The 19,453-nt window shown below is 60.2% G+C and carries 21 protein-coding genes; 7 read left to right on the top strand and 14 right to left on the bottom strand.

Annotated elements, in window-relative coordinates:
- The first annotated feature begins 408 nt into the window (after positions 1–408).
- Positions 409–1,341 (top strand): D-alanine--D-alanine ligase family protein, encoded by a 933-nt coding sequence (locus tag G494_RS0104410; RefSeq protein WP_028583565.1) that lies wholly within the window; start codon positions 409–411, stop codon positions 1,339–1,341.
- A gap of 19 nt (positions 1,342–1,360) precedes the next feature.
- Here the strand turns inward: G494_RS0104410 and serS are convergent, their stop codons facing one another.
- The gene (gene serS / locus G494_RS0104405) at positions 1,361–2,635 is read right to left on the bottom strand and encodes a serine--tRNA ligase (protein ID WP_028583564.1); all 1,275 of its coding nucleotides are present in this window, start codon (positions 2,633–2,635) and stop codon (positions 1,361–1,363) included.
- A gap of 363 nt (positions 2,636–2,998) precedes the next feature.
- Here serS and tatC point away from each other — a divergent pair, with 363 nt between their 5' ends.
- Positions 2,999–3,691, top strand: coding sequence for a twin-arginine translocase subunit TatC (gene tatC, locus G494_RS21875; protein WP_232362479.1), 693 nt, complete (start codon positions 2,999–3,001; stop codon positions 3,689–3,691).
- A gap of 90 nt (positions 3,692–3,781) precedes the next feature.
- A complete protein-coding gene (locus G494_RS25105) occupies positions 3,782–4,111 on the top strand; it encodes an FtsB family cell division protein (protein WP_051305376.1) in 330 nt (109 codons plus the stop codon).
- Positions 4,112–4,262: 151 nt separating this feature from the next.
- Here the strand turns inward: G494_RS25105 and G494_RS0104390 are convergent, their stop codons facing one another.
- Positions 4,263–4,478 (bottom strand): FmdB family zinc ribbon protein, encoded by a 216-nt coding sequence (locus G494_RS0104390; protein WP_028583563.1) that lies wholly within the window; start codon positions 4,476–4,478, stop codon positions 4,263–4,265.
- A gap of 77 nt (positions 4,479–4,555) precedes the next feature.
- On the opposite strand from G494_RS0104390, the gene G494_RS25100 reads away from it, so the two are divergent.
- Entirely contained in the window at positions 4,556–5,395 is an 840-nt protein-coding gene (locus G494_RS25100; RefSeq protein ID WP_153305757.1) for a uracil-DNA glycosylase, read from the top strand.
- Positions 5,396–5,421: 26 nt separating this feature from the next.
- On the opposite strand, the gene G494_RS21860 is transcribed toward G494_RS25100, so the two are convergent.
- From G494_RS21860 to G494_RS0104360, 5 genes are read right to left on the bottom strand one after another with little or no spacing between them, the layout of a single operon-like run.
- Positions 5,422–5,820 (bottom strand): PqqD family protein, encoded by a 399-nt coding sequence (locus tag G494_RS21860; RefSeq protein WP_028583561.1) that lies wholly within the window; start codon positions 5,818–5,820, stop codon positions 5,422–5,424.
- A 24-nt stretch (positions 5,821–5,844) separates the two neighbouring features.
- Positions 5,845–6,726, bottom strand: coding sequence for a hypothetical protein (locus tag G494_RS0104375; protein ID WP_028583560.1), 882 nt, complete (start codon positions 6,724–6,726; stop codon positions 5,845–5,847).
- Between the two features lie 60 nt (positions 6,727–6,786).
- A complete protein-coding gene (locus tag G494_RS25095) occupies positions 6,787–7,431 on the bottom strand; it encodes a hypothetical protein (RefSeq protein ID WP_153305756.1) in 645 nt (214 codons plus the stop codon).
- Positions 7,418–7,960 carry a cyclic nucleotide-binding domain-containing protein gene (locus tag G494_RS0104365; protein WP_028583559.1) on the bottom strand — a complete coding sequence of 181 codons (543 nt, stop codon included), beginning with the start codon at positions 7,958–7,960 and terminating at the stop codon, positions 7,418–7,420. Before G494_RS0104365 ends, G494_RS25095 begins: the two co-directional genes overlap by 14 nt.
- Positions 7,938–10,514: an ABC transporter ATP-binding protein/permease gene (locus tag G494_RS0104360; protein ID WP_028583558.1), complete on the bottom strand. Its 2,577-nt coding sequence runs from the start codon at positions 10,512–10,514 to the stop codon at positions 7,938–7,940. The genes G494_RS0104365 and G494_RS0104360 overlap by 23 nt, the downstream gene beginning before the upstream one ends.
- 446 nt (positions 10,515–10,960) lie before the next feature.
- Between G494_RS0104360 and upp the strand changes: the two genes are divergently transcribed.
- Positions 10,961–11,587 carry a uracil phosphoribosyltransferase gene (gene upp / locus G494_RS0104355; RefSeq protein WP_028583557.1) on the top strand — a complete coding sequence of 209 codons (627 nt, stop codon included), beginning with the start codon at positions 10,961–10,963 and terminating at the stop codon, positions 11,585–11,587.
- Positions 11,588–11,695: 108 nt separating this feature from the next.
- A complete protein-coding gene (locus G494_RS0104350; RefSeq protein ID WP_051305374.1) occupies positions 11,696–12,952 on the top strand; it encodes a uracil-xanthine permease family protein in 1,257 nt (418 codons plus the stop codon).
- A gap of 136 nt (positions 12,953–13,088) precedes the next feature.
- Here the strand turns inward: G494_RS0104350 and G494_RS0104345 are convergent, their stop codons facing one another.
- From G494_RS0104345 to G494_RS0104325, 5 genes are all read right to left on the bottom strand, one after another.
- Positions 13,089–13,430, bottom strand: coding sequence for a P-II family nitrogen regulator (locus G494_RS0104345; protein ID WP_028583555.1), 342 nt, complete (start codon positions 13,428–13,430; stop codon positions 13,089–13,091).
- Complete coding sequence (locus G494_RS21850; RefSeq protein WP_051305373.1) at positions 13,420–14,217, bottom strand: DUF1538 domain-containing protein; 798 nt, start codon at positions 14,215–14,217, stop codon at positions 13,420–13,422. The genes G494_RS0104345 and G494_RS21850 overlap by 11 nt, the downstream gene beginning before the upstream one ends.
- Before the next feature lie 8 nt (positions 14,218–14,225).
- A complete protein-coding gene (locus G494_RS0104335) occupies positions 14,226–14,984 on the bottom strand; it encodes a DUF1538 domain-containing protein (RefSeq protein ID WP_051305372.1) in 759 nt (252 codons plus the stop codon).
- Positions 14,985–15,046: 62 nt separating this feature from the next.
- Positions 15,047–15,241: a hypothetical protein gene (locus G494_RS0104330; protein ID WP_028583553.1), complete on the bottom strand. Its 195-nt coding sequence runs from the start codon at positions 15,239–15,241 to the stop codon at positions 15,047–15,049.
- 301 nt (positions 15,242–15,542) lie between these two features.
- Positions 15,543–15,767 carry a hypothetical protein gene (locus G494_RS0104325; RefSeq protein ID WP_028583552.1) on the bottom strand — a complete coding sequence of 75 codons (225 nt, stop codon included), beginning with the start codon at positions 15,765–15,767 and terminating at the stop codon, positions 15,543–15,545.
- Between the two features lie 361 nt (positions 15,768–16,128).
- Between G494_RS0104325 and G494_RS0104320 the strand changes: the two genes are divergently transcribed.
- On the top strand, positions 16,129–17,571 hold the full coding sequence (locus G494_RS0104320) for a DNA integrity scanning protein DisA nucleotide-binding domain protein (protein ID WP_028583551.1): 1,443 nt from the start codon (positions 16,129–16,131) through the stop codon (positions 17,569–17,571).
- A 75-nt stretch (positions 17,572–17,646) separates the two neighbouring features.
- Here G494_RS0104320 and G494_RS0104315 read toward each other — a convergent pair whose 3' ends face one another.
- Together G494_RS0104315 and G494_RS21845 are read right to left on the bottom strand one after the other, a co-directional pair.
- On the bottom strand, positions 17,647–18,600 hold the full coding sequence (locus G494_RS0104315) for a calcium/sodium antiporter (RefSeq protein ID WP_035245363.1): 954 nt from the start codon (positions 18,598–18,600) through the stop codon (positions 17,647–17,649).
- 6 nt (positions 18,601–18,606) lie between these two features.
- Positions 18,607–19,332, bottom strand: coding sequence for a hypothetical protein (locus tag G494_RS21845; RefSeq protein ID WP_051305371.1), 726 nt, complete (start codon positions 19,330–19,332; stop codon positions 18,607–18,609).
- Between the last annotated feature and the right edge of the window lie 121 nt (positions 19,333–19,453).

The raw sequence follows: 19,453 nt of genomic DNA, 5'->3' as shown, positions 1-19,453 counted from the left end.
ACCCAAAATTGGGACAGGTGTCAACAGAATTACTGGGCGTGGTCTCCAAGTTTTCCCCTGAGAGGGAACAGTCACGCTCCCAGGCCTCCCCCATGGTCTTCGGCCAGGGAGCGCGGCCCTGCCCCCAGAAAAGTGAAGCACCCGGTCTGGATGCATGCATTTCCTTGAAGATATGGTACACTGTGTCCAGGTCATGTTCCAGTTCGGGGCCGTTGGCAGGAAGGGTGGCGTGCCCGCTTGAGCGCCTCGACCCTGCTGCCTCTTCCGCCGGTTTTGTCCCGAGCATTTCTCCAGATCTCTGCTCGGAAGACGGAGGGAACTCGCCTGCCCGGGCCCGAGCTGCCTGGCCAATCCAGATAATCAGGAAATCCTGCAACGCCAAGGATGCGAAGAGAGAGGAGGTATGCAATGGCAAAAATTCGGTTGGCACTCATTGCCGGCGGTAAATCCGCTGAACGCGAGGTCTCATTGAAAGGTGCAGCCGGGGTCGAGGAGGCCCTGGATCGAGAACGTTACGAGTTGGTGCGCTATGACCCGGCCACGGATCTGGTCGCCCTGGCCCAGGATGCAGAGAGCATCGACGTGGCCTTTGTGCTCCTCCATGGACTGTGGGGTGAGGATGGGACCATCCAGGGACTGCTGGAGTTGTTGGGGATTCCCTATCAGGGCGCAGGGGTGCTGGGCAGCGCCCTGGCCATGCATAAGCACCTGGCCAAGACCCTCTATCGTCAGGAGGGACTGCCGGTTGCCCAGTGGCAGCTGGCCACGGCCGCGCATCTGGAAGCCCCGGGGCCCCTGTTGGAGGCCTTGAGGCTGCCCCTGGTGGTGAAGCCGGTGAAGCAGGGCTCCTCCATAGGCATGACCATTGTCCGGGAGCCCGAAGAACTGACCACGGCCCTGGCCCTGGCCTTTCAGCATGACGATGAGGTCATGGTGGAGGAGTATATCAAGGGGCGGGAGATCACGGTCGGGGTCATCGGCAACGACGAGCTCATGGCCCTGCCGCTGGTGGAGATCATCCCGGACAGTCGCTTTGATTTTTTTGATTATGAGGCCAAGTATGTGCCCGGAGCCAGCACCGAGATCTGTCCGGCAAAGGTGGATGCGGCCATCGTCCAGCTGGCCCAGGAGTATGCCCTCCGGGCCCATCGCTGCCTGCAGCTTAAGGGCTACAGTCGTACCGATATGCTCGTCCGGGAGGGAGAGCTCTTCCTGCTGGAGACCAACACCATCCCGGGAATGACCCCGACCAGCCTGCTGCCCCAGGCCGCCGCGGCCGCAGGGCTGCCCTTTCCCCGTCTCCTGGACCGGCTGATCGAGCTGGCCCTGGAGGAGAGCTGAGTCGGGGAGGGGGAGCTGTTCAGGAAAAGCGGTTGGTGAAGTAGGGCGCCAGGACCTCGGGGATGGCCACGCTGCCATCCTCCTGCTGGTAATTCTCCAGAATGGCCAACAGGGTCCTGCCCACGGCAAGGCCGGAGCCGTTGAGGGTGTGTACCAGCCGACTCTTCTTGGACCCGTCGGGCCGGTAACGGATGCCGGCGCGCCGGGCCTGGAAATCGAGGAAGTTGGAGCAGGAAGAGATCTCCCGATAGGTGTCTTGTCCCGGCAGCCAGACCTCGATATCATAGGTCTTGGTCGCGGAAAAGCCCAGATCTCCGGCGCAGAGGTTCACCACCCGGTAGGGGAGCTCCAGCAGCTGGAGTACGGTCTCTGCCTCGGTCAAGAGCCGTTCCAGTTCCTGTTCAGACTGCTCCGGGGTGGTCAGCTTGACCAGCTCAACCTTCTCAAACTGGTGTTGGCGGATGAGGCCGCGGGTATCTTTACCGTAGGAGCCTGCCTCGGAGCGGAAGCAGGGGGTGTAGGCCGTGTAGTAGAGGGGGAGCTGCTCCTCTCTCAGGGTCTCTCCGGCATGGATGTTGGTGACCGGCACCTCGGCGGTGGGGATCAACCAGAGATCCCAGTCCTGGATCTTGAACAGGTCTTCCTTGAACTTGGGCAGTTGGCCGGTACCGGTCATGGTGGCACTGTTGACCATGAAGGGCGGCAGTACCTCGGTGTAGCCATGCTTCTGGGTATGGAGATCGAGAAAGAAGTTGGTCAGCGCCCTGGAGAGGCGGGAACCGAAGTCCTTGAGCAGGGAAAAACGTGCTCCGGCCAGTTTGGCCGAGGTCTCAAAGTCCAGGATGCCCAGGGCCTCGCCGATCTCCCAGTGGGGCTTGGGGGTGAAGGAAAAGCTGGGAATGGTCCCCCAGGTCTTGATCTCCTGGTTGTCGCTGTCATCCTTGCCCGGTGGAACGGCATCATCACAGAGGTTGGGGATGGAGAGGACCAGTTCGTTGAGCTGGCTCTCGATCCCGTTGAGCTGCTCATCCAGGCCCTTGATCTGTTCACCGACCTCACGCATCTCCAGGATCAGCGGCTCGGCCTGGGCATGTTCACCTGCCTGCTTGAGGGGAGCGATCTCCTTGGAAACGACATTGCGCCGATTCTTTAGGGCCTCAACCTCTCCCAGGATGGCCAGCCGTTGGTTGTCGATGGTGGAAAAACGCGTAAAGAGCGCCGGGTCAACGCCCCGGAGCAGACTTTTTTCGCGGACAAGGTCCAGGTGTTCTCTGATAAAGCGTAGCTCAAGCATGGTATCTCAATAAAGCAGGTGTTTATAACAGGGTCTGAGCCGGGTCTTTGGGGCCTTGGCGGCCGGAAATACCCAGAATAACCTTCCTGTTTATCACGGCTCTTCTGGAAACGCAACGGGTATTAGATTGCCTTTCTTCCCGGGTTTTGCTATTTTTTTCAACCTAGACAGCAGCAACGGCAAGGGGAGATACCGGCGCGAGCAGAACCAGCCTGCCCAGGCAGTCTGGTTCTGCTCGCCTACTTCCTGGAGAGCCGTTCTTTCAGCCAACGGTGAGTAGCGCACAGGGCCACGACCGGAGGACCGCCGGTCCGGCCGCGGGAGTCCGTACAGGGGACCAAGGTGAAGATCAGGAACAATCTTGTGGTATTTCTCTCGGAGTTGAGGAAGTCGATCAAGCTCTTAGGGATAAGTATCGTCGTGATGAGCGTGGTCCTCTTTCCAGGGTCCGGCGGGCTGATTGCGCTCTTTCAGCAGCACCTCAAGGAGCAGCTCTATTTCTTCTCCGTTGCCGGCCCCTTCCTGGCCCACGTCAAGGTCTCTTTTTTTGGGGCGCTCTATACCCTGATGCCGCTCTTGACCTACGTCCTCTGGAAGGCCATGGGCAAGCCCTTTCAGGTGGAGGGCAGACGGCTCTTCTGGTACGTGGCTGCCACCTGTCTGCTCTTTTACAGCGGTACCGTCTTCTGCTACCTGGTAACCCTTCCCTTTGGCGTTCAGTTCCTGCTCGGATTCCAGTCCGAGGAACTGAAGGCGGTTATCTCCATCGGCAAGTTCGTCACCTTTGTCACCGTCTTTGTGCTCGCCTTTGGCCTGATTTTCGAGCTGCCGGTCTTTATGATCTTCAGCGCCCAGGTCGGGCTCATCTCCAGGCGTGCCTTTGAAAAGAATCGGCGCTTTGCCATTCTGGGGATCGCCATCCTGGCAGCCCTGTTGACCCCGACCCCTGATCTGGTCAACATGGCCCTGATGGGTGGGCCGCTCTACCTGCTCTATGAGTTCGGGATCCTGATCATCCGGGTCCTGGGGATTGGGCCGTCCCGGCCCGGCAGCTGAGCGGCCGGTGGCTGGGGGCAGGGAGAGTGAGTCGCTGCAGGGAGCAGTCGGTAGAGAATAACAGGGGCAGGGGAGAGATCGGGTTAGGCTATGGATGAACGCAAGGGCCAAAAGTCGGCCAGCCGGCGGCGAAGGCTGCTCTGGCGCTTGGGAGTCTTGATCGGCATGGGCACCGTGCTGGCACTGCTTTTTTTACCGGGGAGAGGCTTGTTCCAGCTCCGCCGGCTGCAGCAGCATGCCACGGAGCTGGAGGAGGAGAATGTTCGGCTTCAGGAGGACAAGGCCAGGCTGGCTGCGGAGATTGAGCGACTGAAGGGCGACGAGGCATATATAGAACAGTTGGCGCGGGAAAAGTATGGCCTGCTGAAGCCCAATGAAGAGGTCTTTGACTTTAACCCCCCGGCCAAGCGGCGGAAATAGAGAGCAGCGGCTTCGGCTCCGGATTCGGATGGGCAGCCCCATCCCCGATGCGCAGAGACCCTGCTGTTCAGCCGGGCGGCTGAGCGCTGTGGCTGCAGCCTGCCTCGGCTTCAAGGTCAATCTTGAGCCCCACGGGCCCAAAGAGCTATGCTCAGGAAAATCCGGATGGGGAGGAACAGCCTCCAGAAGGTCCCGGCCGGACGGTCGAGGCGGCCAGGCCGACCCGGATGGTGGAGGCCGAGATATTCTTGGTGACGTCCGTACTCTTGCACTGGGGACACTGGATGGGCTCCCCCTGCTGGGATGAGGTCACCAGCAGCTCGAACTGATGTTTACAGTCCCTGCACTGGTATTCAAAGATAGGCATGTTTCCTCCTTGTTGATCGGGTTGGGGCATATGAGCATGGGAATAATATACTGAATTGGTAACCATTGGAGTAGGGTTTGTCATCTGAAAAGAAGCGTACAGGGCAGGGCCACCTTTCCCAGGGGACGGACTGCTGTTCGTGGCAGGACCTGGCCGGGTTGGCAGCGGAGCTGCGGACCATGCTCAAGTTCCATCGACAGCTGGGGATAAGCGTCTATCCGCAACAGGAGGGGCTCCCTCCTGCTCTGCGTCTGCGCACAGCTGCACCCCCCAAGCCGGCAGGGGTGTCCAGGCGTCGTTCTCCCGCACCCCGGCCGCAACAGAGTCCCCCGGCGGTACAGCCACTGCCGGCAAAGGATGCGCTGGTTGCACTCTACCAACAGATCGACGGCTGCACCAGCTGTGGCCCGGCCGGAGCCGGCTGTCAGGCCAGTGCGCCCCTGGTGGGTGAGAAGAGGATCCGGCTGATGATCATCGGTGACTACTGCACCATCCAGGAGCAGGACCGACTGTTCGGTCGGGCCGAAGACCAGATGCTGGTCAAGATGATCGGAGCCCTGGGGCTGGACCGGGATGAGGTCTATGTAACCAACTGCATCAAATGCCCCCAGCCCCTTGACCGGAAGCAGCTGAGCCAGTGCGCTGGGCGCTGTACAACCTTCCTGGCCCGTGAGATCGCTGCAGTCAAGCCAAGGGTCATCTGTGCCATGGGAGATCTCAGTGCAGGGGTGGTCCTGGGCCGTGCTGGTTCGGTGGTCCGCTTACGGGGCGTCTTTCATCGCTACCGCTACTACGAGGAGTATCCCGTGGAGGTGATGGTCACCTATCACCCCCGATTTCTCCTGGCCCACGGGGAAATGAAACGGGCCACCTGGAAGGATCTGCAGCAGCTGCAGCAGCGTTTCCTCGGTTCCTGAGTAACCTGAGTAAGGGGCCCATGGCTTCAGCTTCCTGCAGCCATGGCGATCAACCCCCGTTTCCCCAGCTCCTTGAGAAAGCTGCTCACCGCAATCTCGGCCTCCCGCTCCTCCAGTTGGTGCTGGCCTTGAAAGAGGCGGATGATCTCCCTGCTGCTCCGCTGGTTGTCGATTAAGCCCCAGACCCCGCTTCCCATATGATCCAGTTGCAGCTTTCTTCGGATGCTGCTGGTGTCCCGGCCGGTGAGCCTGCGCATCAGGCCGCGAAACAAGGGTTTGACCTCCACCGGGTAGATCAGGAGGATGCCGTCTGCCCCCGGCTCTTCCTCGGCACCGGGGTTGCGGATGGGGATGCAGGCCAGGGCCTGTTGCCTGTTGAGGGCTGGGCTGGTCGTCGCTGGGGGCTTTTTTCCTGGAAAGATCATAGGGTTCGTACGGCTGTGCTGGGATCAGCCGGGGTGATAGTGGTTGAGGACGGAGTCCAGCAGGGCGGCGGCTTTAGCAGAGCTGCCCTGGACATGGACTCCGAGGATGAGGTTATGCTCCGGGTAATGGCGGAGTTGGAGGGCGATCCCGGTGGGCTGACGCCTGAGCCGGCGGAGCCAAGCCTGGGCGCCGCCGGCGCTGTAGACCCATCTGGCCCTTGCAGGATCCGTGACCGGCAGCAGCTGGGCCGGGCCGGCCAGGAAGGTGCCGAATTCGCCGAGCCCGCTGTTGCGGAGGAGTTCTGCGGCCGGTTTGAAGCGGAGCAGGGCCAGGCGCTCACTTGCCAGGGTAAAGGCCAGGCTGTAGCGGCCGGGCAGGAAGCTGTGTTCCCGGAGACGTGCTGCTGCCGGCAGGCGGGCGCTGATATCGAAGAGCTGCCAGGGGATGTACGCCTGGTCGTGATGATGGCGCAGGCTTAAGAGCAGCTGGAGGTAGAGCTGCTCCCTCTCGTCCCGGAAGTTGGGCCACTGCAGGGCGACGGTTCGTTGTTCTTTGGGCAGGTAGAGGAGGATGCCGCGGCCTCTCTGCCGCTCCCCCAGCTCCACCTGCTCCCCCTGCCACTGGAAGCCGTACCAGGGGCAGGGGGCCAGTGGCCTCTCCCAGGATGGTGGTGGTTGCCAGGGCTGAAAACGGGCGCTCGGCATCCGCCGGCCCAGCTTTTTGCACAGCGAGTCGGGGGAAAAACGACCCCTGGTGGCCTGCCATTTCAGTCCACACACCGGGCCGCTCTCCTCTGCAAACAGGAGGTAGCGGTCGAGCACCACCGTCGGGTACCAGGAGGTCGGCACCTGGAGGCTGATGCCGTTCCAGGCCACGGTCTGGCGGGACAATTCAGCAGGATGCATCGGGGCTGCAGAGGCTTGGGAACGAGTCGGCAAGGCGCATGGAAGCTGCTGGAGTCGGGACTAGCGAGGGATCATCTCTTCCCAGAGCTGCCCCTTTGGCGTCGGGGGGAGCGGTTCTCTGGTGGCACAGATCCTGTTGAAGCATTTGCGTTCCGCGATGATCCGTTCAGGCATGGCCAGCTTGACCACGCTGCCCAGGCTCTCGTCCAGGTTTTTCTGGTTGTACTGCAGGGTCAGGGAGACCCGCTCGCCGTTCTGATCGATAAAGTGCCATTTCCAGGCCTTGAGGATGCCAAAGGCATCTCCGGTATAACGGCTCGGCTCGCCCAGCTGTTTTTTATAACGCTTCAGCAGTTCCCGGTAAAAGCCTTCACTGGAGTCGGCATATTTCAACTTGATCCGGACAATCTTTCCCGGCCGCTCGCAGACTCCGTACTCGATGATCCCCTTGCGAAAGCCGCCGATGTCTTCCACCACCACCTGTTTGAGAAAGTTACGATAGCTGGTTAACTCATAGTCATCTATGGAGGTGCCCAGTCTGAAACCGCCGATCTCCTTGGGGACGAGGACGGTGGCGGAGAGCGGGGTCGTGGAGCAGCTGAGCAGGAGGGCGAAGAACAGGGCGAGCAGGGAGTACATACCGATGGACCTCTGGTGTGAGCAGTGGGACGAAGCTGGTGGCTGAATCTGGTTAGCGTTGACCATGGGGGCACTCCTCCAGGGGATTCTGGTTCGGCCGATCCAGGAGTTGGTGGGTCTGGTCCACCAAGCGGTCGATGCGGAGGGTGACTATCTTTTCCACGGCCTTGCTGTAGATATGGGGAAAGCGCTCCAGGACCTTTTGAAAGGCCTCCCTGGACATACTCAACAGGGTCACCTCGCTGTCGGCCCAGGCCGAGAAAAACCACTCAAACTTGGCTAACAGGGCCAACTCGCCGAAATAGTTGAGTTCCGTGGCTGATAACTGTTGAACAAGGTAGTGCTTGCCCTGATGTTCGGTGCAGATGGTTACGGATCCTGCGGTGATGAGGTACATTCTTTCAGCTGCTTGCCCCTGGCAGAGGATGGACTCGCCCGGACCATAGTGTTCCTGTGTACAAAGGTAGGCATAGAGCTTGAGGATTTCAAGTGGGGTCTCCCGAAACAGGGGCAGCTGCTGGAGTTGGGCCAGGGCCTCCTGGATCCGGCAATGGCCAGGGCCGGAGGGATTATCAGTGTGCTTGGGTGAGCTCATAAAAGGCTCCTCGTAGGTTCATCAGTTCTTCGTAGGTCCCCTGTTCGATGAGGGAGCCGGCCTTGAGGACGAATATCCGGTCGTACCCGGGGGTGAGGTCCAACCGATGGATGACCGAGATGATGGTCTTCTTGTTGCGGAAGCGCTCTTCCAGGATGCGCTGGATCCGGGCCTGGGAGGTGTTGTCCAGGCTGGCGGTGGCCTCATCCAGGATCAGCAGGTTGGACTGCTTTAAAAAGGCCCTGGCAATGGCCAGCTTCTGCTTCTGGCCTCCCGAGAGGCGGTCCCCCTGGCTGCCTACCTCAAAGTCCAGGCCGATGTCAAGGATCTCGTCGAGCAGCCCCTCGCGCTCAAAGGCCTGGGTGGCCAGGTCAAGCAGGTGCTGATGATCACGCAGCTGTCCCTTGGGCGCGCCAAAGAGGATGTTGTCTCTGAGGGAGTGGCTGTAGAGGTACTCCGAAGGGCAGTAGGCGATAAAGTCGCGCAGCTGCTCATAGTGGGGCAGGGGGATGATGGTGCCCTGCTCCATCAGGGAGCGGGTGGACTGCACACAGGCCTCCATATCCAGGCCGATGATATCCCGGAGAAAAGCGTGTCTGGCGGCCAGGATGGCATCTTTCAGGTCCTGACTGATGGAGGTGATCTTATGGCGGGCCGGGATATAGCGGAAGGCCAGCTCAAGCAGGCGGTTCTGGTCCCCTTTTTTCTGGGGCACGGCGTCCTTGGCTGCGATCAGCAACTCCTGATACCCTTCCAGGTCGGCGGGCTCCATGGGGCTGCCCTGGAAAAAGAAGTCATCGTCACCCAGATCCCTGAGCATCTCTACGGTGGCCTGGGCGATCCTGAAGCCCAGTTCCAGCAGGGGCTGCTCCAGCTGATGTTCGCTGAGAAAGCGGCGGTATGGTTGATTGGCGGCCAGCCGCTCTATGGCGTAGCTGTGGTTGAGGCTTTCACCGAAGATCAGGTTGTCCCGCAGGCTGGAGTAGGTCAGAAAGGTGTTGATATCGTAGGGTTCGACCACCTTGGAGAAGGACTCCCTCAGCTCTGCGTTGATGATCTGTCGCATCCGCAGCAGCTGGTTTCTCAGGGGGGCAACGCGCTCTTCCGGGATAACGGTGTTCAGGCCAAAGCGAACGATATCCTCGCTCAGGCCCACGTCACGGACGGCCTCCAGCAGCTGCCTGCGCTCCGGAACCGGTTCCCCCTCGCTCTCCCCGGCCTGGGCTCCATAGAGCAGGTTCTCCCGGATGGTGCCGGTGAAGATGAAAGGTCGCTGGGCGATCATGGTGATATTTTTGCTGATATCCGACTTGCTCAGGGTGGTGATGTCCAGGTCGTCCAAGAGGATCAGGCCATGGTTGACGCTGTAGAGTTGGGCAATGAGCAGGGCCAGGGTGGATTTACCGGAACCGGAGAAACCCACCAGGGCCACCTGTTCGTTGGCTTTGATGGCCAGGCTGATGTCGTTGAGCAGCTTGAGGCCGCTCTCCACCGAGAAGCCGGCATTCTTCAACTCGATCCTGCCGCTGAAATCCAGGGGCGCCCGGCCCTCGGGAAGCATGGGGTGCTCGATCTCATGGTCAAAGATGGACATGATCTGGCTGTAGCGGACCCTGCTGTCCTGGTAGGACTGGTAGTATTCCAGCATCTCTTTCCAGGGATCATAAACCTTCTCGTAGGCCGAGAGAAAGGCCACCAGGGCACCCAGGGTAAACTGGCCGTGGATGGCCAGGTAGCCGCCGACCAGAAAGAGGATAAAGGGGCCGATGGACTGGAAGAGGTTGTTGGCAAACTTGATCCCGTACTTGACGATGAACAGGCCGTTGAGCTGGCGGTAGAGGTTGTGGACCAGCTTGGCCATCCGTCGCTCTTCCAGGTGGTAGCTGCCGTTGGCATGGATCTCGTGGAGGCCGGAGATGGCCTCGTTGACCACGTTGGACATGGCCCTGGTGGTGAGGATCCGTTTCCTGTTGTAGTGGTTGTAGCGCTTCTGGAGCAGGGGGATCACGATCAGCTCAAAGGGGTAGATCGTCACCGAGAGCACGGCCAGCAGGGGGCTGAGGTGAAACATGAAGCCCAGAAAGACCGCAAAGCTGAGGATGCTGGTCAGGGGAATGGTCAGGGCACCGCCCAGGAAGAGCCCGATGGCGTTGAGTTCTGCGGTCATGGCCGAGACCACGGTGCCGGGCTGCATCTTCCGGTAGAACTGGAGAGGCAACTGGAGGATATGATGGTAGAGCTCCTGGCGCATCTCCACCAGGATCTTCTGACCGATCAGGGTCTGGAGGGTGTTGATGGCATATTTACTCAGACCGGCCAGCAGGACCGAGCCCATGTAGAGGCCGCAGTAGAGGTAGAGGAGTTCAATCTTCTTTAAGGAGATGGCCTGGTTGATGATGCGCTTCTGCATCTCCAGGGGAAAGACCCGGAAAAAGAGACTGGCTGCGATGATCACCAAGAGGACACCCTGCAGGCTCCTGTGACGCCGGAGGATCCAGTAGAACAGCGGTCGTTTGGTGATCTTGACGGACTGGGCAGAGGAAGATGGGCGCATGGCAACGGTGGTCTGGGGCAGAGGGGGCCTGGAGGAAAACCGGTGTGGTTGAATTCTCCCAGGTAAGGGCTGGAATTGCAAGCTGATTCTTTGGCGAAGATCATGCCGCTTCGGGAAGGGCCAAGGAGTCAATATGACAGTCAAAGGTGTGGGGAGGGCGGTAAGGATGGTGAAAAAACGGTTAATTGGGTCTGTTTTTGGTCTGGATAGATCCCCTGTTCCATGCTACAAACACACCACCTATATATTCACCATCGAGACACGCATCACCGTTGGTCACCCTGAAGAGTTGTTCTTTTGCCCAATCTCTGCGTTATGCTTAAAAAAAATATTCTCGGAGTATCGTTTATAGAGCTGCGGTCATTTTTTTTCGCATGTCTTGATCGTGAACACAATACCTGATTATTCAAGATACCCTGTTACTTTAGCCAGAGAAGGAGCCGCCCATGGCCGTTCATGAGATCACCCACCCCTTGGTACGTCATAAGCTTGGACATTTACGGGAAAAAAATATCTCCACCAAAGATTTTCGAGAGCTCGCCTCAGAGGTGGGGATGCTCCTGACCTACGAGGCAACCAGGGATCTGCCTGCCGAGCAGGTAGCCATCGAGTGCTGGTCCGGGAGCGTGGAGGTGGACCGGATCAAGGGCAAGAAGATTACCATCGTCCCCATCCTCCGGGCCGGCCTGGGGATGATGGACGGCGTGCTCAAGGCCGTACCCAACGCCAAGGTCTCGGTGGTCGGCCTCTACCGCGATGAAGAGACCCTCCAGCCGGTGACCTACTTTGAAAAACTGGTCCAGGATATTGATCAGCGCAAGGCCATGATCATCGACCCCATGCTGGCCACCGGAGGCACCTTGATCGCCACCATCGACATGTTGAAAGAGGCCGGCTGCAAGGAGATCATCGGGATCTTCCTGGTGGCAGCCCCCGAAGGAATCGCCAAGCTGGAGGCAGCCCATCCGGATGTGGATATCTATGTGGCCGGTGTTGACCGTCGGCTGGATGATAACGGCTATATTATCCCTGGCCTGGGTGATGCCGGAGATAAGTTGTTCGGCACCAAATAACAGTCAGAACAGTCAGGGGGGAGGGCCCCCGGAAGACCTTGTAGGGGCGCCGGCTTGACGGCAGGCAGTGTCGGCAGAGCCATAATTTAAGGAGATATGAGGAAACGTATGACCGCCATTGAGAAAGAAGCCATGGGATGTGCCAAGCAGGTGCTGGTTGGCCTGCAGATGTTGTTTGTGGCCTTTGGGGCCCTGGTCCTGGTGCCGATATTGACCGGCTTGAACCCCAACGTGGCCCTCTTTACCGCCGGTGCAGGGACCCTGCTCTTTCAGCTGATCACCAAGCGGCAGGTGCCTATCTTCCTGGCCTCCTCCTTTGCCTTTATCGCCCCGATCATCTATGGGGTGCAGACCTGGGGCATTGCCGGCACCATGAGCGGCCTCCTGGCCGCCGGGATAGTCTACATGCTGCTCGCCCTGCTCATCCGTTTCCGGGGCAGAGGGATCGTCAAGCGGGTCCTGCCGCCGGTGGTGGTGGGGCCGGTGATCATGGTCATCGGCTTGAACCTGGCCCCTGTGGCGGTGTTCATGGCCCTGGGAAAGACCGGTGACGGCGCGGCCGTCCTCTTCCCCCAGGGACAGGCCCTGGGCGTGGCCATGGTCTCGCTGCTGGTAACGATCATTGCCGTGCTCACGGGCAAGGGCATGATCCGCCTGATCTCGATTCTCCTGGGCATCTGCGCCGGCTACCTGGTTGCCCTGCCCCTGGGGATGGTGAACTTTGCCCCTGTCCTGGAGGCGCCGCTGTTTGCGGTTCCCTCCTTTGTCTTTCCCCAGTGGAACTGGCAGGCGGTTTTCTTTATTGTCCCGGTGGCCATTGCCCCGGCCATTGAGCATATCGGCGACATGCTGGCCATCAGTAATGTCACAGGCAAGAATTTTCTGGAAAAACCAGGGCTTCATCGGACCCTGATGGGCGATGGGGTCGCCACCTCCCTGGCCGCCATGCTGGGCGGGCCTCCCAACACCACCTATTCCGAGGTGACCGGAGCCGTGACCCTGACCCGTGCCTTTAACCCGGCGGTGATGACCTGGGCCGCGGCTGTGGCCATTGTCCTCTCCTTCTCCGGCACCCTGGGCGCGCTTTTGGGCACCATCCCCACCCCGGTCATGGGCGGGATCATGACCCTGCTCTTTGGTACCATTGCCGCCATCGGCATGAACACCCTGATCCGTGAGGCGGTGGATCTGGTCCAGCCCCGCAACCTGGTGATCGTCAGCCTGATCCTGGTCTTCGGCATCGGTGACATGGCCCTGGGTTTCAAGGGCTTCATGGTGCAGGGGATCGGCCTCTCAGCCCTGGTCGGGGTCTTTCTCCACCTGGTACTGCCCAACAGGGAGGTTTCGATTCGTAAGGCTTCCTGACTCTCCTCCCCCAAAAAAAACACCTCGCCGTGCCTTCCGCCCGGCAATGGAGCGGAGGGTCTGCCCAGCTCCCCTCCCGTTCCCCCGCATGGCTGCTCTCCCCTGTTCACTGCTCCCCTTTTTCAGGGGAGCAGGCTCAGTGGCTCTGTTGTTCCTCCTCGAACCGTTCCATCTGACTCTCCAGGCCGATGGTCTGTTCCACCGGCAGGACAAAGGCGATGCCTGTGCCTGGTTTGTGGAACTCTCCTGCCCGGTTGATGGCCGCTAGGATCTTGCTCACGCAGCTCTGGGCGGTGAGAAAGAGGATGATGTCGGTCTGGGCCTCCAGGGAAAGGCCGAAAAAGGTCTTTGCCTCCCGGATTCCTGTGCCCCTGGCGTGGATAATGGTTGCGCCGGTGGCGCCTGCGGCCTTGGCCGCATCCACCACCGTATCGGTATACTCCTGTTTGACCGAGGTGATGATAAGCTTAAAGTCCATGCTCGTTCCTTGGGTTGTGTTTTGGTGTTCTGCTGTTGAGCCAGTGGGCATACTGGCCGTAGCCCAGCACGGCAATGATGGGAAAGAGGCTGGCAAAGGCGATCAGGCCAAAACCGTCGATAGCCGGGTTGCGGCCGGGGATGGCCGCCGACAGACCCAGGCCCAGGGCCGTGACAATGGGCACGGTCACGGTGGAGGTGGTCACCCCCCCGGAGTCATAGGCCAGGGGGATGATGCTTTTAGGGGCAAAAAAGGTCTGGGCAGTAACCATGAGGTAGCCGCAGAGGATGTAGAGGGTGAGCGGGGTGCCGGAAACGATCCGGAAGGTCCCCAGGCTGATGCCTGCGGCGACTCCCAGGGCCACGGTGACCCGCAGTTTGTTCGGGCTGATGGTCCCGCCGGAAACCTCCCTGGCCTTGATGGCCACGGCCAGCAGGGAGGGTTCGGCAATGGTGGTCGCAAAGCCGATCATGGCGGCAAAGAGGTAGACCTGGAGGTAGTGGTACCAGTGGCTGACAGCCGGCAGGGTGTCGCCGGCGGCGATGAGCCGGGGGCTGGAGAGCTGGCGGGCCATGATCTCGCCAAGGGGGAACAGGGCCATCTCCAGGCCGGTCAGAAACAGGGCCAGGCCGAGGATGACATAGATGATCCCGGGGACCAGTTTCTTGAGATTGGGCAAGGGCTGTTTGACCACCAGCAGCTGATAGCCGAAGATCAGCACCAGGATGGGGAGGATGTCACGACAGGTGGAGAGCAGGTTGGCGGAGAGTTCGTTGAGCAGGGCCATGGGCGTCCTCAGGAAAAGATCAGCAGGCCATAGGCCATGACAAAGATCATGGGCAGCAGGGAGGCCAGGGCGATCAGGCCGAAGCCGTCGGTCAGGGGATTGCGGCCCTTGATGATCGAGGCCAGGCCTACCCCCAGGGCCGCCACCAGAGGCACGGTGATGGTGGAGGTGGTCACCCCGCCGGTGTCATAGGCGATGCCGATGATCTCTTTCGGGGCCACGGTGGTCATCAGCATCACCAGCAGGTAACCGCCGATGATCAGGTAGTGAAGGGGCCAGCCCTTGAGGATGCGCAGCACCCCCACCAGGATGGCAAGGCCCACGGAGAGGGCCACGGAGAGCCGCAGGCCCAGGGCATAGCGGTTCAGGACTGCCGGCTCGGAGGCGATCAGCTGCCCCTGGGCCGCGATCTCGGCTGCCTCCCGGCTGACCGCGATCAGCGCCGGTTCGGCAATGGTGGTGGTGAAGCCCAGTAAAAAGGCAAAGCTGAGCAGGGCGCTGAGGCTGCCCTTGGCTGCCAGGTGGTGGGCCATGGTCTCGCCCATGGGAAAGAGGCCCGACTCCAACCCCTGGGTAAAGAGGCTGAGGCCGACCACCGTAAACAGGGCCCCGATGAGGAGCTGATCGAGCTGGGGCAGGGGCTGGCGGAAGACCAGCAGCTGAAAGAAGAGGACCACCCCGATGATCGGTAGGAGATCGACCAGGGCCTGCCACTGTCTGCTCAGGACGGCACGGATGAAGGCGCTGAGTTGGCCGCTTCTGTTCATGGACGAGCTCCAGCTTGAGCTGAACAGCAGGGGGGCCTGGTTCGGATATTCATCTGCATGGCTCAGGCTTTGGTGGTGCCGCTTACAAAGAGCTCAAAGAGCTTCTCAAAGACCGAGGGGATGGCCGAGGGCTGGGCATTGGCCGAGCCGGCATAGGCCTTGGTGAGCTCAAAGGCACGTTCAAAGGCATTGTCATAGTCCGAGACCTCTTGGGCCTTGAGGATGGCAACCAGTTCTTGGGCGATACGTTCTTCCATGATGAGACTCTTGGGGTGGTGGTTTGAGTGAGCAGGGAGCGACTCAAGGGACAGGTTACAGCCAGGGGGGCCGGCAGAGGCTCACCCAGGGGGACCTTGGCCAGCTTCCGTTTCATCTCCCCCAGATGATAGAGGAACGGTTTGCTTTGTCCAGCTTTTTTTTATCGATGAGAGGTGGGGAGCCTGGATTCGGTCATGGCCGGCACCCCTGGGAGGGGCCGGAGCCGGCCGGGACAGGGGCCTGGCCGGCTCCGGCTGGGGATTGCAGTCACCTTGGAAAATCTCTCCTCTCAAGGTAGGCTTATGGGTTGATGGGTTCGGGTTTACAGAGGTTCTTGGCCTCCATGGCCACTCGGCCGCAGCCGCCGCAGGTGAACTGCATGGCGCTCAGCTTGTCCCGGCAGATATGGCGGGCATCGACCTCGGCTGCACCGCAGAAGCTACAGCTTTCGGTGTCACCGCAGGGGTTGCACAGGTGCCCGGGGCTCTCTGCCACTGCACCGCAGGTATTACAACTATAAGGCATTTTGGGCCTCCATTATGGATCAGGTTGCTTATGGATCAGGTTGCTGTGGGGGAAGGGGGGCAGGGAGCCTGCCGTTGACGCTGCCCTGATCGGGGCGAAGCAGCCTGCTCCTGGCTGTTCCCTCCCATAGGGATATTATGGGCACGTCTCCCTGCCTGTCAACCGGCGGGGTGGAATGCAGCCCTTGCTGCCGTCAGGTTTCGGGGACAGGGAATTATCAGCTTGACGTGGTAAAAGCCGATTTGTTATCCTGGTTGACAGGCGGTGCCCCCTTTGCTTGAGCCTTGAGTCGTAGGCAGGCGCCTTGGTGCCCCTCCCCTTTTTTTCCTTTCAAGCGGAACCGGAGAGCCCCTCGTAATCCATGGCCGATATAATCCAACACTCTTTTCTCAGGCGATGCGTCAGTGACATCCTCAACGGTCTCAGTGATGGTCTGACCCACTTCTCCGGACCCAGTCGTGCTGCGGTGATTTTTTGCCTGGGCCCAGAGGACCCCCTGCTGCTCTGTGACCCCCAGCAGCTGCTCAAGGGACACGAACCGGTGTTCAAGGCCCTCTATCTGGAGAGTGAAGAGTGGCGTGAGCAGGTGACGGTCCCCAGGGATAAACGTCGTTTTGCCGAGATCTATTCGGTCAAGGATCTCGGCCTGGCCGGCTTGCTCTCCTATGGCGGCTACTCGGGCTCGGTCTTTTTCCAGCGCTGGTTCACCGAACATCACCCGGATCTCTGTTCCACCGGTCCCTCCGAGCGTTGGCTGGAGCACGCCATCTGGCGTTTTTCCCATGACCTGGCCAACGAGAAAGATCTCTACACCGGGATCTCGGGTTATTTCCTCAGGGAGTATGCCAGCCATGCGGTGCGGGATCATATCGTCGACGAGATGAACCTTCGCCTGGGCTGGGATTCCCTGATCCGGGTCTATCCGGTCCTGGACGCGGTGCTCAGGATTTCGGAAACCCGGGAAGAGGGGTTCTGGCCCCAGGGCCAGTTGCTGATCGTCGACCCCTCCATGGTGGATGCACTCCACTTCCTGGTCAAGTTCCAGGAACAGATCCGGCCCCAGCTGGCCAACAATAAACATGTGCGCAAGTTACTGCTTTCGGTGGAGAACTCCAGCCGGAGGCTGGTCAGCGACGGCCGCTCTATCCTGGGGATTTGTGATGCCACCCTGCCGCCCTTTTCCATCCGGGCCGATTTTCGGGGTCGGCACGGCTTTCTCAAGGTGAACAAGTCTCCGGTCTGCAGCTTTGCCGACGGTCGCTTCAGCTCGACCACCTTTCAGGCCAAGCTGGTCCAGCTGGAGGAACTGCTGCTTGAGTCTGCACTGGACAAGTCGGTCTGTTACTTCCTGTTCAAGATCGTGGTCAGTCTGGTGCATCATGCCCAGCTCCATAAGCATGGCTGTACGGTGGTGCTGGACCTGAACCAGGAGCCGGTGAAGATCTCCGGCCAGCAGCTCTCTCCGGCCCTGGATCTGCGCAAACCCCATACCCTGAATCTGGCCAAATCCCTGGCCAAGGTAGATGGCGCCCTTCATATCAATGCAGACCAGCATCTCCATGGTTTTGCCTGCCTCCTGGACGGCCGCGCCTTTGCCGGTGAAGATCTTGCCCGGGGGGCACGCTACAACTCGGCCCTGCGCTTTACCGCCGAACACCCCAACCTGGTGGTGGTGGTGGTCTCCTCGGATCGACCGGTCTCGGTGATCTATCAGGGGGTGGAGGTCCAGGGGACCTGTCAGCTGGCCATGGAGAATAACTGTGTCTTTCCCCTGGATCGTCTGGATTACTGGGTGGGCTTGTAGGAGCTGAGCCGTCGGCCGGTCATGGCCCTAGCCCGTGGGCTGGAGTCTTTGCCAGGGGCCCGGGCCTGTTCGAGTCTAGAGCAGGCTGAAACAGTAGAGTCCGTAGGCAGAACAGAGGAGGATGCCGTGCCATCTCCTGGTGGTGCCGTCCTGGCGGAGCATGGGGATGAGCACGATGGTGAAGGCGAACATCACGGGCAGGTCGCGCCGGAGCAGCTCCGGATCCAGGCTAAAGGGGTGGATCATCCCGGTGAGGCCGAAGACCATCAGCAGGTTGAACATGTTGGAGCCGATGACGTTGCCGATCAACATCCCGCTCTCCCGCTGACGGAGGGCGGCAATGCTGGAAGCCAGCTCCGGCAGCGAGGTGCCCACCGCGGTCAGGGTCAGGCCGATGATCAGCTCGCTGATCCCGAAGTGGCGGGCTACGCTCACAGCTCCGTCGATGAAGATTGTGGAGCCGACGCCCAGCAGGGCGATGCCTGTCACGATGGCCAGGGTAATGAGAAAAGGCTGCCGGCGTCCGTTCCCGCTCCCGGAGAGGGCCTGGTCGTCACCGTCTCCGTTGCGCCGGTTGGCATAGGTAAGGTAGGTGTAACTGATCAGGCTGAGTACAAAGGCAAAGCCGACGATCCGGGGAAAACGGCCGTAGCCGCTGCAGAGGAGGACAAAGATACTGGCCGCGATGACGATCAGCAGTTCGGTCCAGACCTCTTTGAGCTCCAGCCGTAAGGGCGCCAGGATGGCACAGCAGCCCAGGATGAGGCCGACGTTGGCGATGTTGGAACCTATGATGTTGCCGATCATGATGTCAGGGTGTCCCTGGAGGGAGGCGATCAGGCTGATGAACAGTTCCGGGATGGAGGTGCCGAAGGCGACCACGGTCAGGCCGATGACAAAGGGGGTGATTCCCAGCCGCCTGGCCAGGCGGGTGGCCCCGTAAATGACGGCCTCCCCTCCTCCGATGAGCATGAGCAGGCCGATGAAGACCCAGAGCAGGGCAAGGAAAAAAGGTGCGGTTGACTCCATGGTGTATCAGTGGCAGAATTGATGGATGGCTGCATCGCTGTGGAGCTGGAAGCTCCGCTGGATGAGGGGGAGCAGTGCAGGTTTGATAGTCTTCAGCGGCGGGAGCTCGGGGAGGATGGGCAGGGCCGATTCCACGCTGGCCGGTGGGCGTAGCTTCAACTTGTCCCTGAGTTGCTGCTCCTCTTTGCCGGCCGGCTGATCGAGCGGGGCGATGGCTTGTTCATGGCCGCTCCGGTTCAGTCCCCTGAAAAAGCGCATGATCGCGTCCAGGTCGTTGTTACGGTAAAACAGTTTTATCTCTTCGGCAATGGTGTCCTGCTCGCTGATGAGCTTTTCCACGGTAAAGCGATAGCTCTCCACGTATTGGTGCAACTCCTGGTAGAGTCGGAGGAAGAGGCGACGAAAGCGTTGTCTTTTGGTGAAACCGCTGGTTGCGTATTCCTGGAAGAGCCGTTTCCTCAGGGTCGCCGATTCCATCAGGTAGGGATCAAAAAAGATCTCGTCGTGGAGACCGGTGATCTGAAAAAAATCATGGATCAACTCAGGCCTGCCCAGAAGGATATAGAGGCGGACCAGGTGCATGCCGATGGTATGCTCCAGGTGTCGAAAACTGAGGGCCAGCTGGTCGTTGTAGGCCTCGATGTCCTCTTCGATCAGTTTGCGAAAACCAAAGTAGCGGTCTGCGACCTCTTTTTTAATCTCATAGGAGAGGACCTGCTCGATGTCATTCATGGTGGCTTTCCTGGGATGAAGAAAGTAGTGTCTGCTGAGCTGAGTCTGGACCATCGCCGAAGTGCGGCGATGGGAGCGGCGGGAGAGCGGAGAGCTGAAGCCACCGGGAGAACGGATATCA

This window comes from Desulfogranum mediterraneum DSM 13871 (assembly GCF_000429965.1).
Classification (GTDB): Bacteria; Desulfobacterota; Desulfobulbia; order Desulfobulbales; family Desulfobulbaceae; genus Desulfogranum; species Desulfogranum mediterraneum.
The sequence above is the reverse complement of the archived record's forward strand: the minus strand, read 5'-3'. Positions and strand labels throughout refer to the sequence as shown.

Coding starts and splice junctions, on each gene's coding strand:
- G494_RS21860 (WP_028583561.1), bottom strand. CDS start 5,820: ATGATCTTTCCAGGAAAAAAGCCCCCAGCGACGACCAGCCCAGCCCTC.
- G494_RS0104325 (WP_028583552.1), bottom strand. CDS start 15,767: ATGCCTTATAGTTGTAATACCTGCGGTGCAGTGGCAGAGAGCCCCGGG.
- G494_RS0104335 (WP_051305372.1), bottom strand. CDS start 14,984: ATGAACAGAAGCGGCCAACTCAGCGCCTTCATCCGTGCCGTCCTGAGC.
- G494_RS0104345 (WP_028583555.1), bottom strand. CDS start 13,430: ATGGACTTTAAGCTTATCATCACCTCGGTCAAACAGGAGTATACCGAT.
- G494_RS0104390 (WP_028583563.1), bottom strand. CDS start 4,478: ATGCCTATCTTTGAATACCAGTGCAGGGACTGTAAACATCAGTTCGAG.
- G494_RS0104365 (WP_028583559.1), bottom strand. CDS start 7,960: ATGAGCTCACCCAAGCACACTGATAATCCCTCCGGCCCTGGCCATTGC.
- G494_RS21845 (WP_051305371.1), bottom strand. CDS start 19,332: ATGAATGACATCGAGCAGGTCCTCTCCTATGAGATTAAAAAAGAGGTC.
- G494_RS21850 (WP_051305373.1), bottom strand. CDS start 14,217: ATGGCCCTGCTCAACGAACTCTCCGCCAACCTGCTCTCCACCTGTCGT.
- G494_RS0104330 (WP_028583553.1), bottom strand. CDS start 15,241: ATGGAAGAACGTATCGCCCAAGAACTGGTTGCCATCCTCAAGGCCCAA.
- upp (WP_028583557.1), top strand. CDS start 10,961: ATGGCCGTTCATGAGATCACCCACCCCTTGGTACGTCATAAGCTTGGA.
- G494_RS25095 (WP_153305756.1), bottom strand. CDS start 7,431: ATGGTCAACGCTAACCAGATTCAGCCACCAGCTTCGTCCCACTGCTCA.
- serS (WP_028583564.1), bottom strand. CDS start 2,635: ATGCTTGAGCTACGCTTTATCAGAGAACACCTGGACCTTGTCCGCGAA.
- G494_RS0104350 (WP_051305374.1), top strand. CDS start 11,696: ATGACCGCCATTGAGAAAGAAGCCATGGGATGTGCCAAGCAGGTGCTG.
- G494_RS0104410 (WP_028583565.1), top strand. CDS start 409: ATGGCAAAAATTCGGTTGGCACTCATTGCCGGCGGTAAATCCGCTGAA.
- G494_RS0104360 (WP_028583558.1), bottom strand. CDS start 10,514: ATGCGCCCATCTTCCTCTGCCCAGTCCGTCAAGATCACCAAACGACCG.
- G494_RS25105 (WP_051305376.1), top strand. CDS start 3,782: ATGGATGAACGCAAGGGCCAAAAGTCGGCCAGCCGGCGGCGAAGGCTG.
- G494_RS0104320 (WP_028583551.1), top strand. CDS start 16,129: ATGGCCGATATAATCCAACACTCTTTTCTCAGGCGATGCGTCAGTGAC.
- G494_RS0104375 (WP_028583560.1), bottom strand. CDS start 6,726: ATGCATCCTGCTGAATTGTCCCGCCAGACCGTGGCCTGGAACGGCATC.
- G494_RS0104315 (WP_035245363.1), bottom strand. CDS start 18,600: ATGGAGTCAACCGCACCTTTTTTCCTTGCCCTGCTCTGGGTCTTCATC.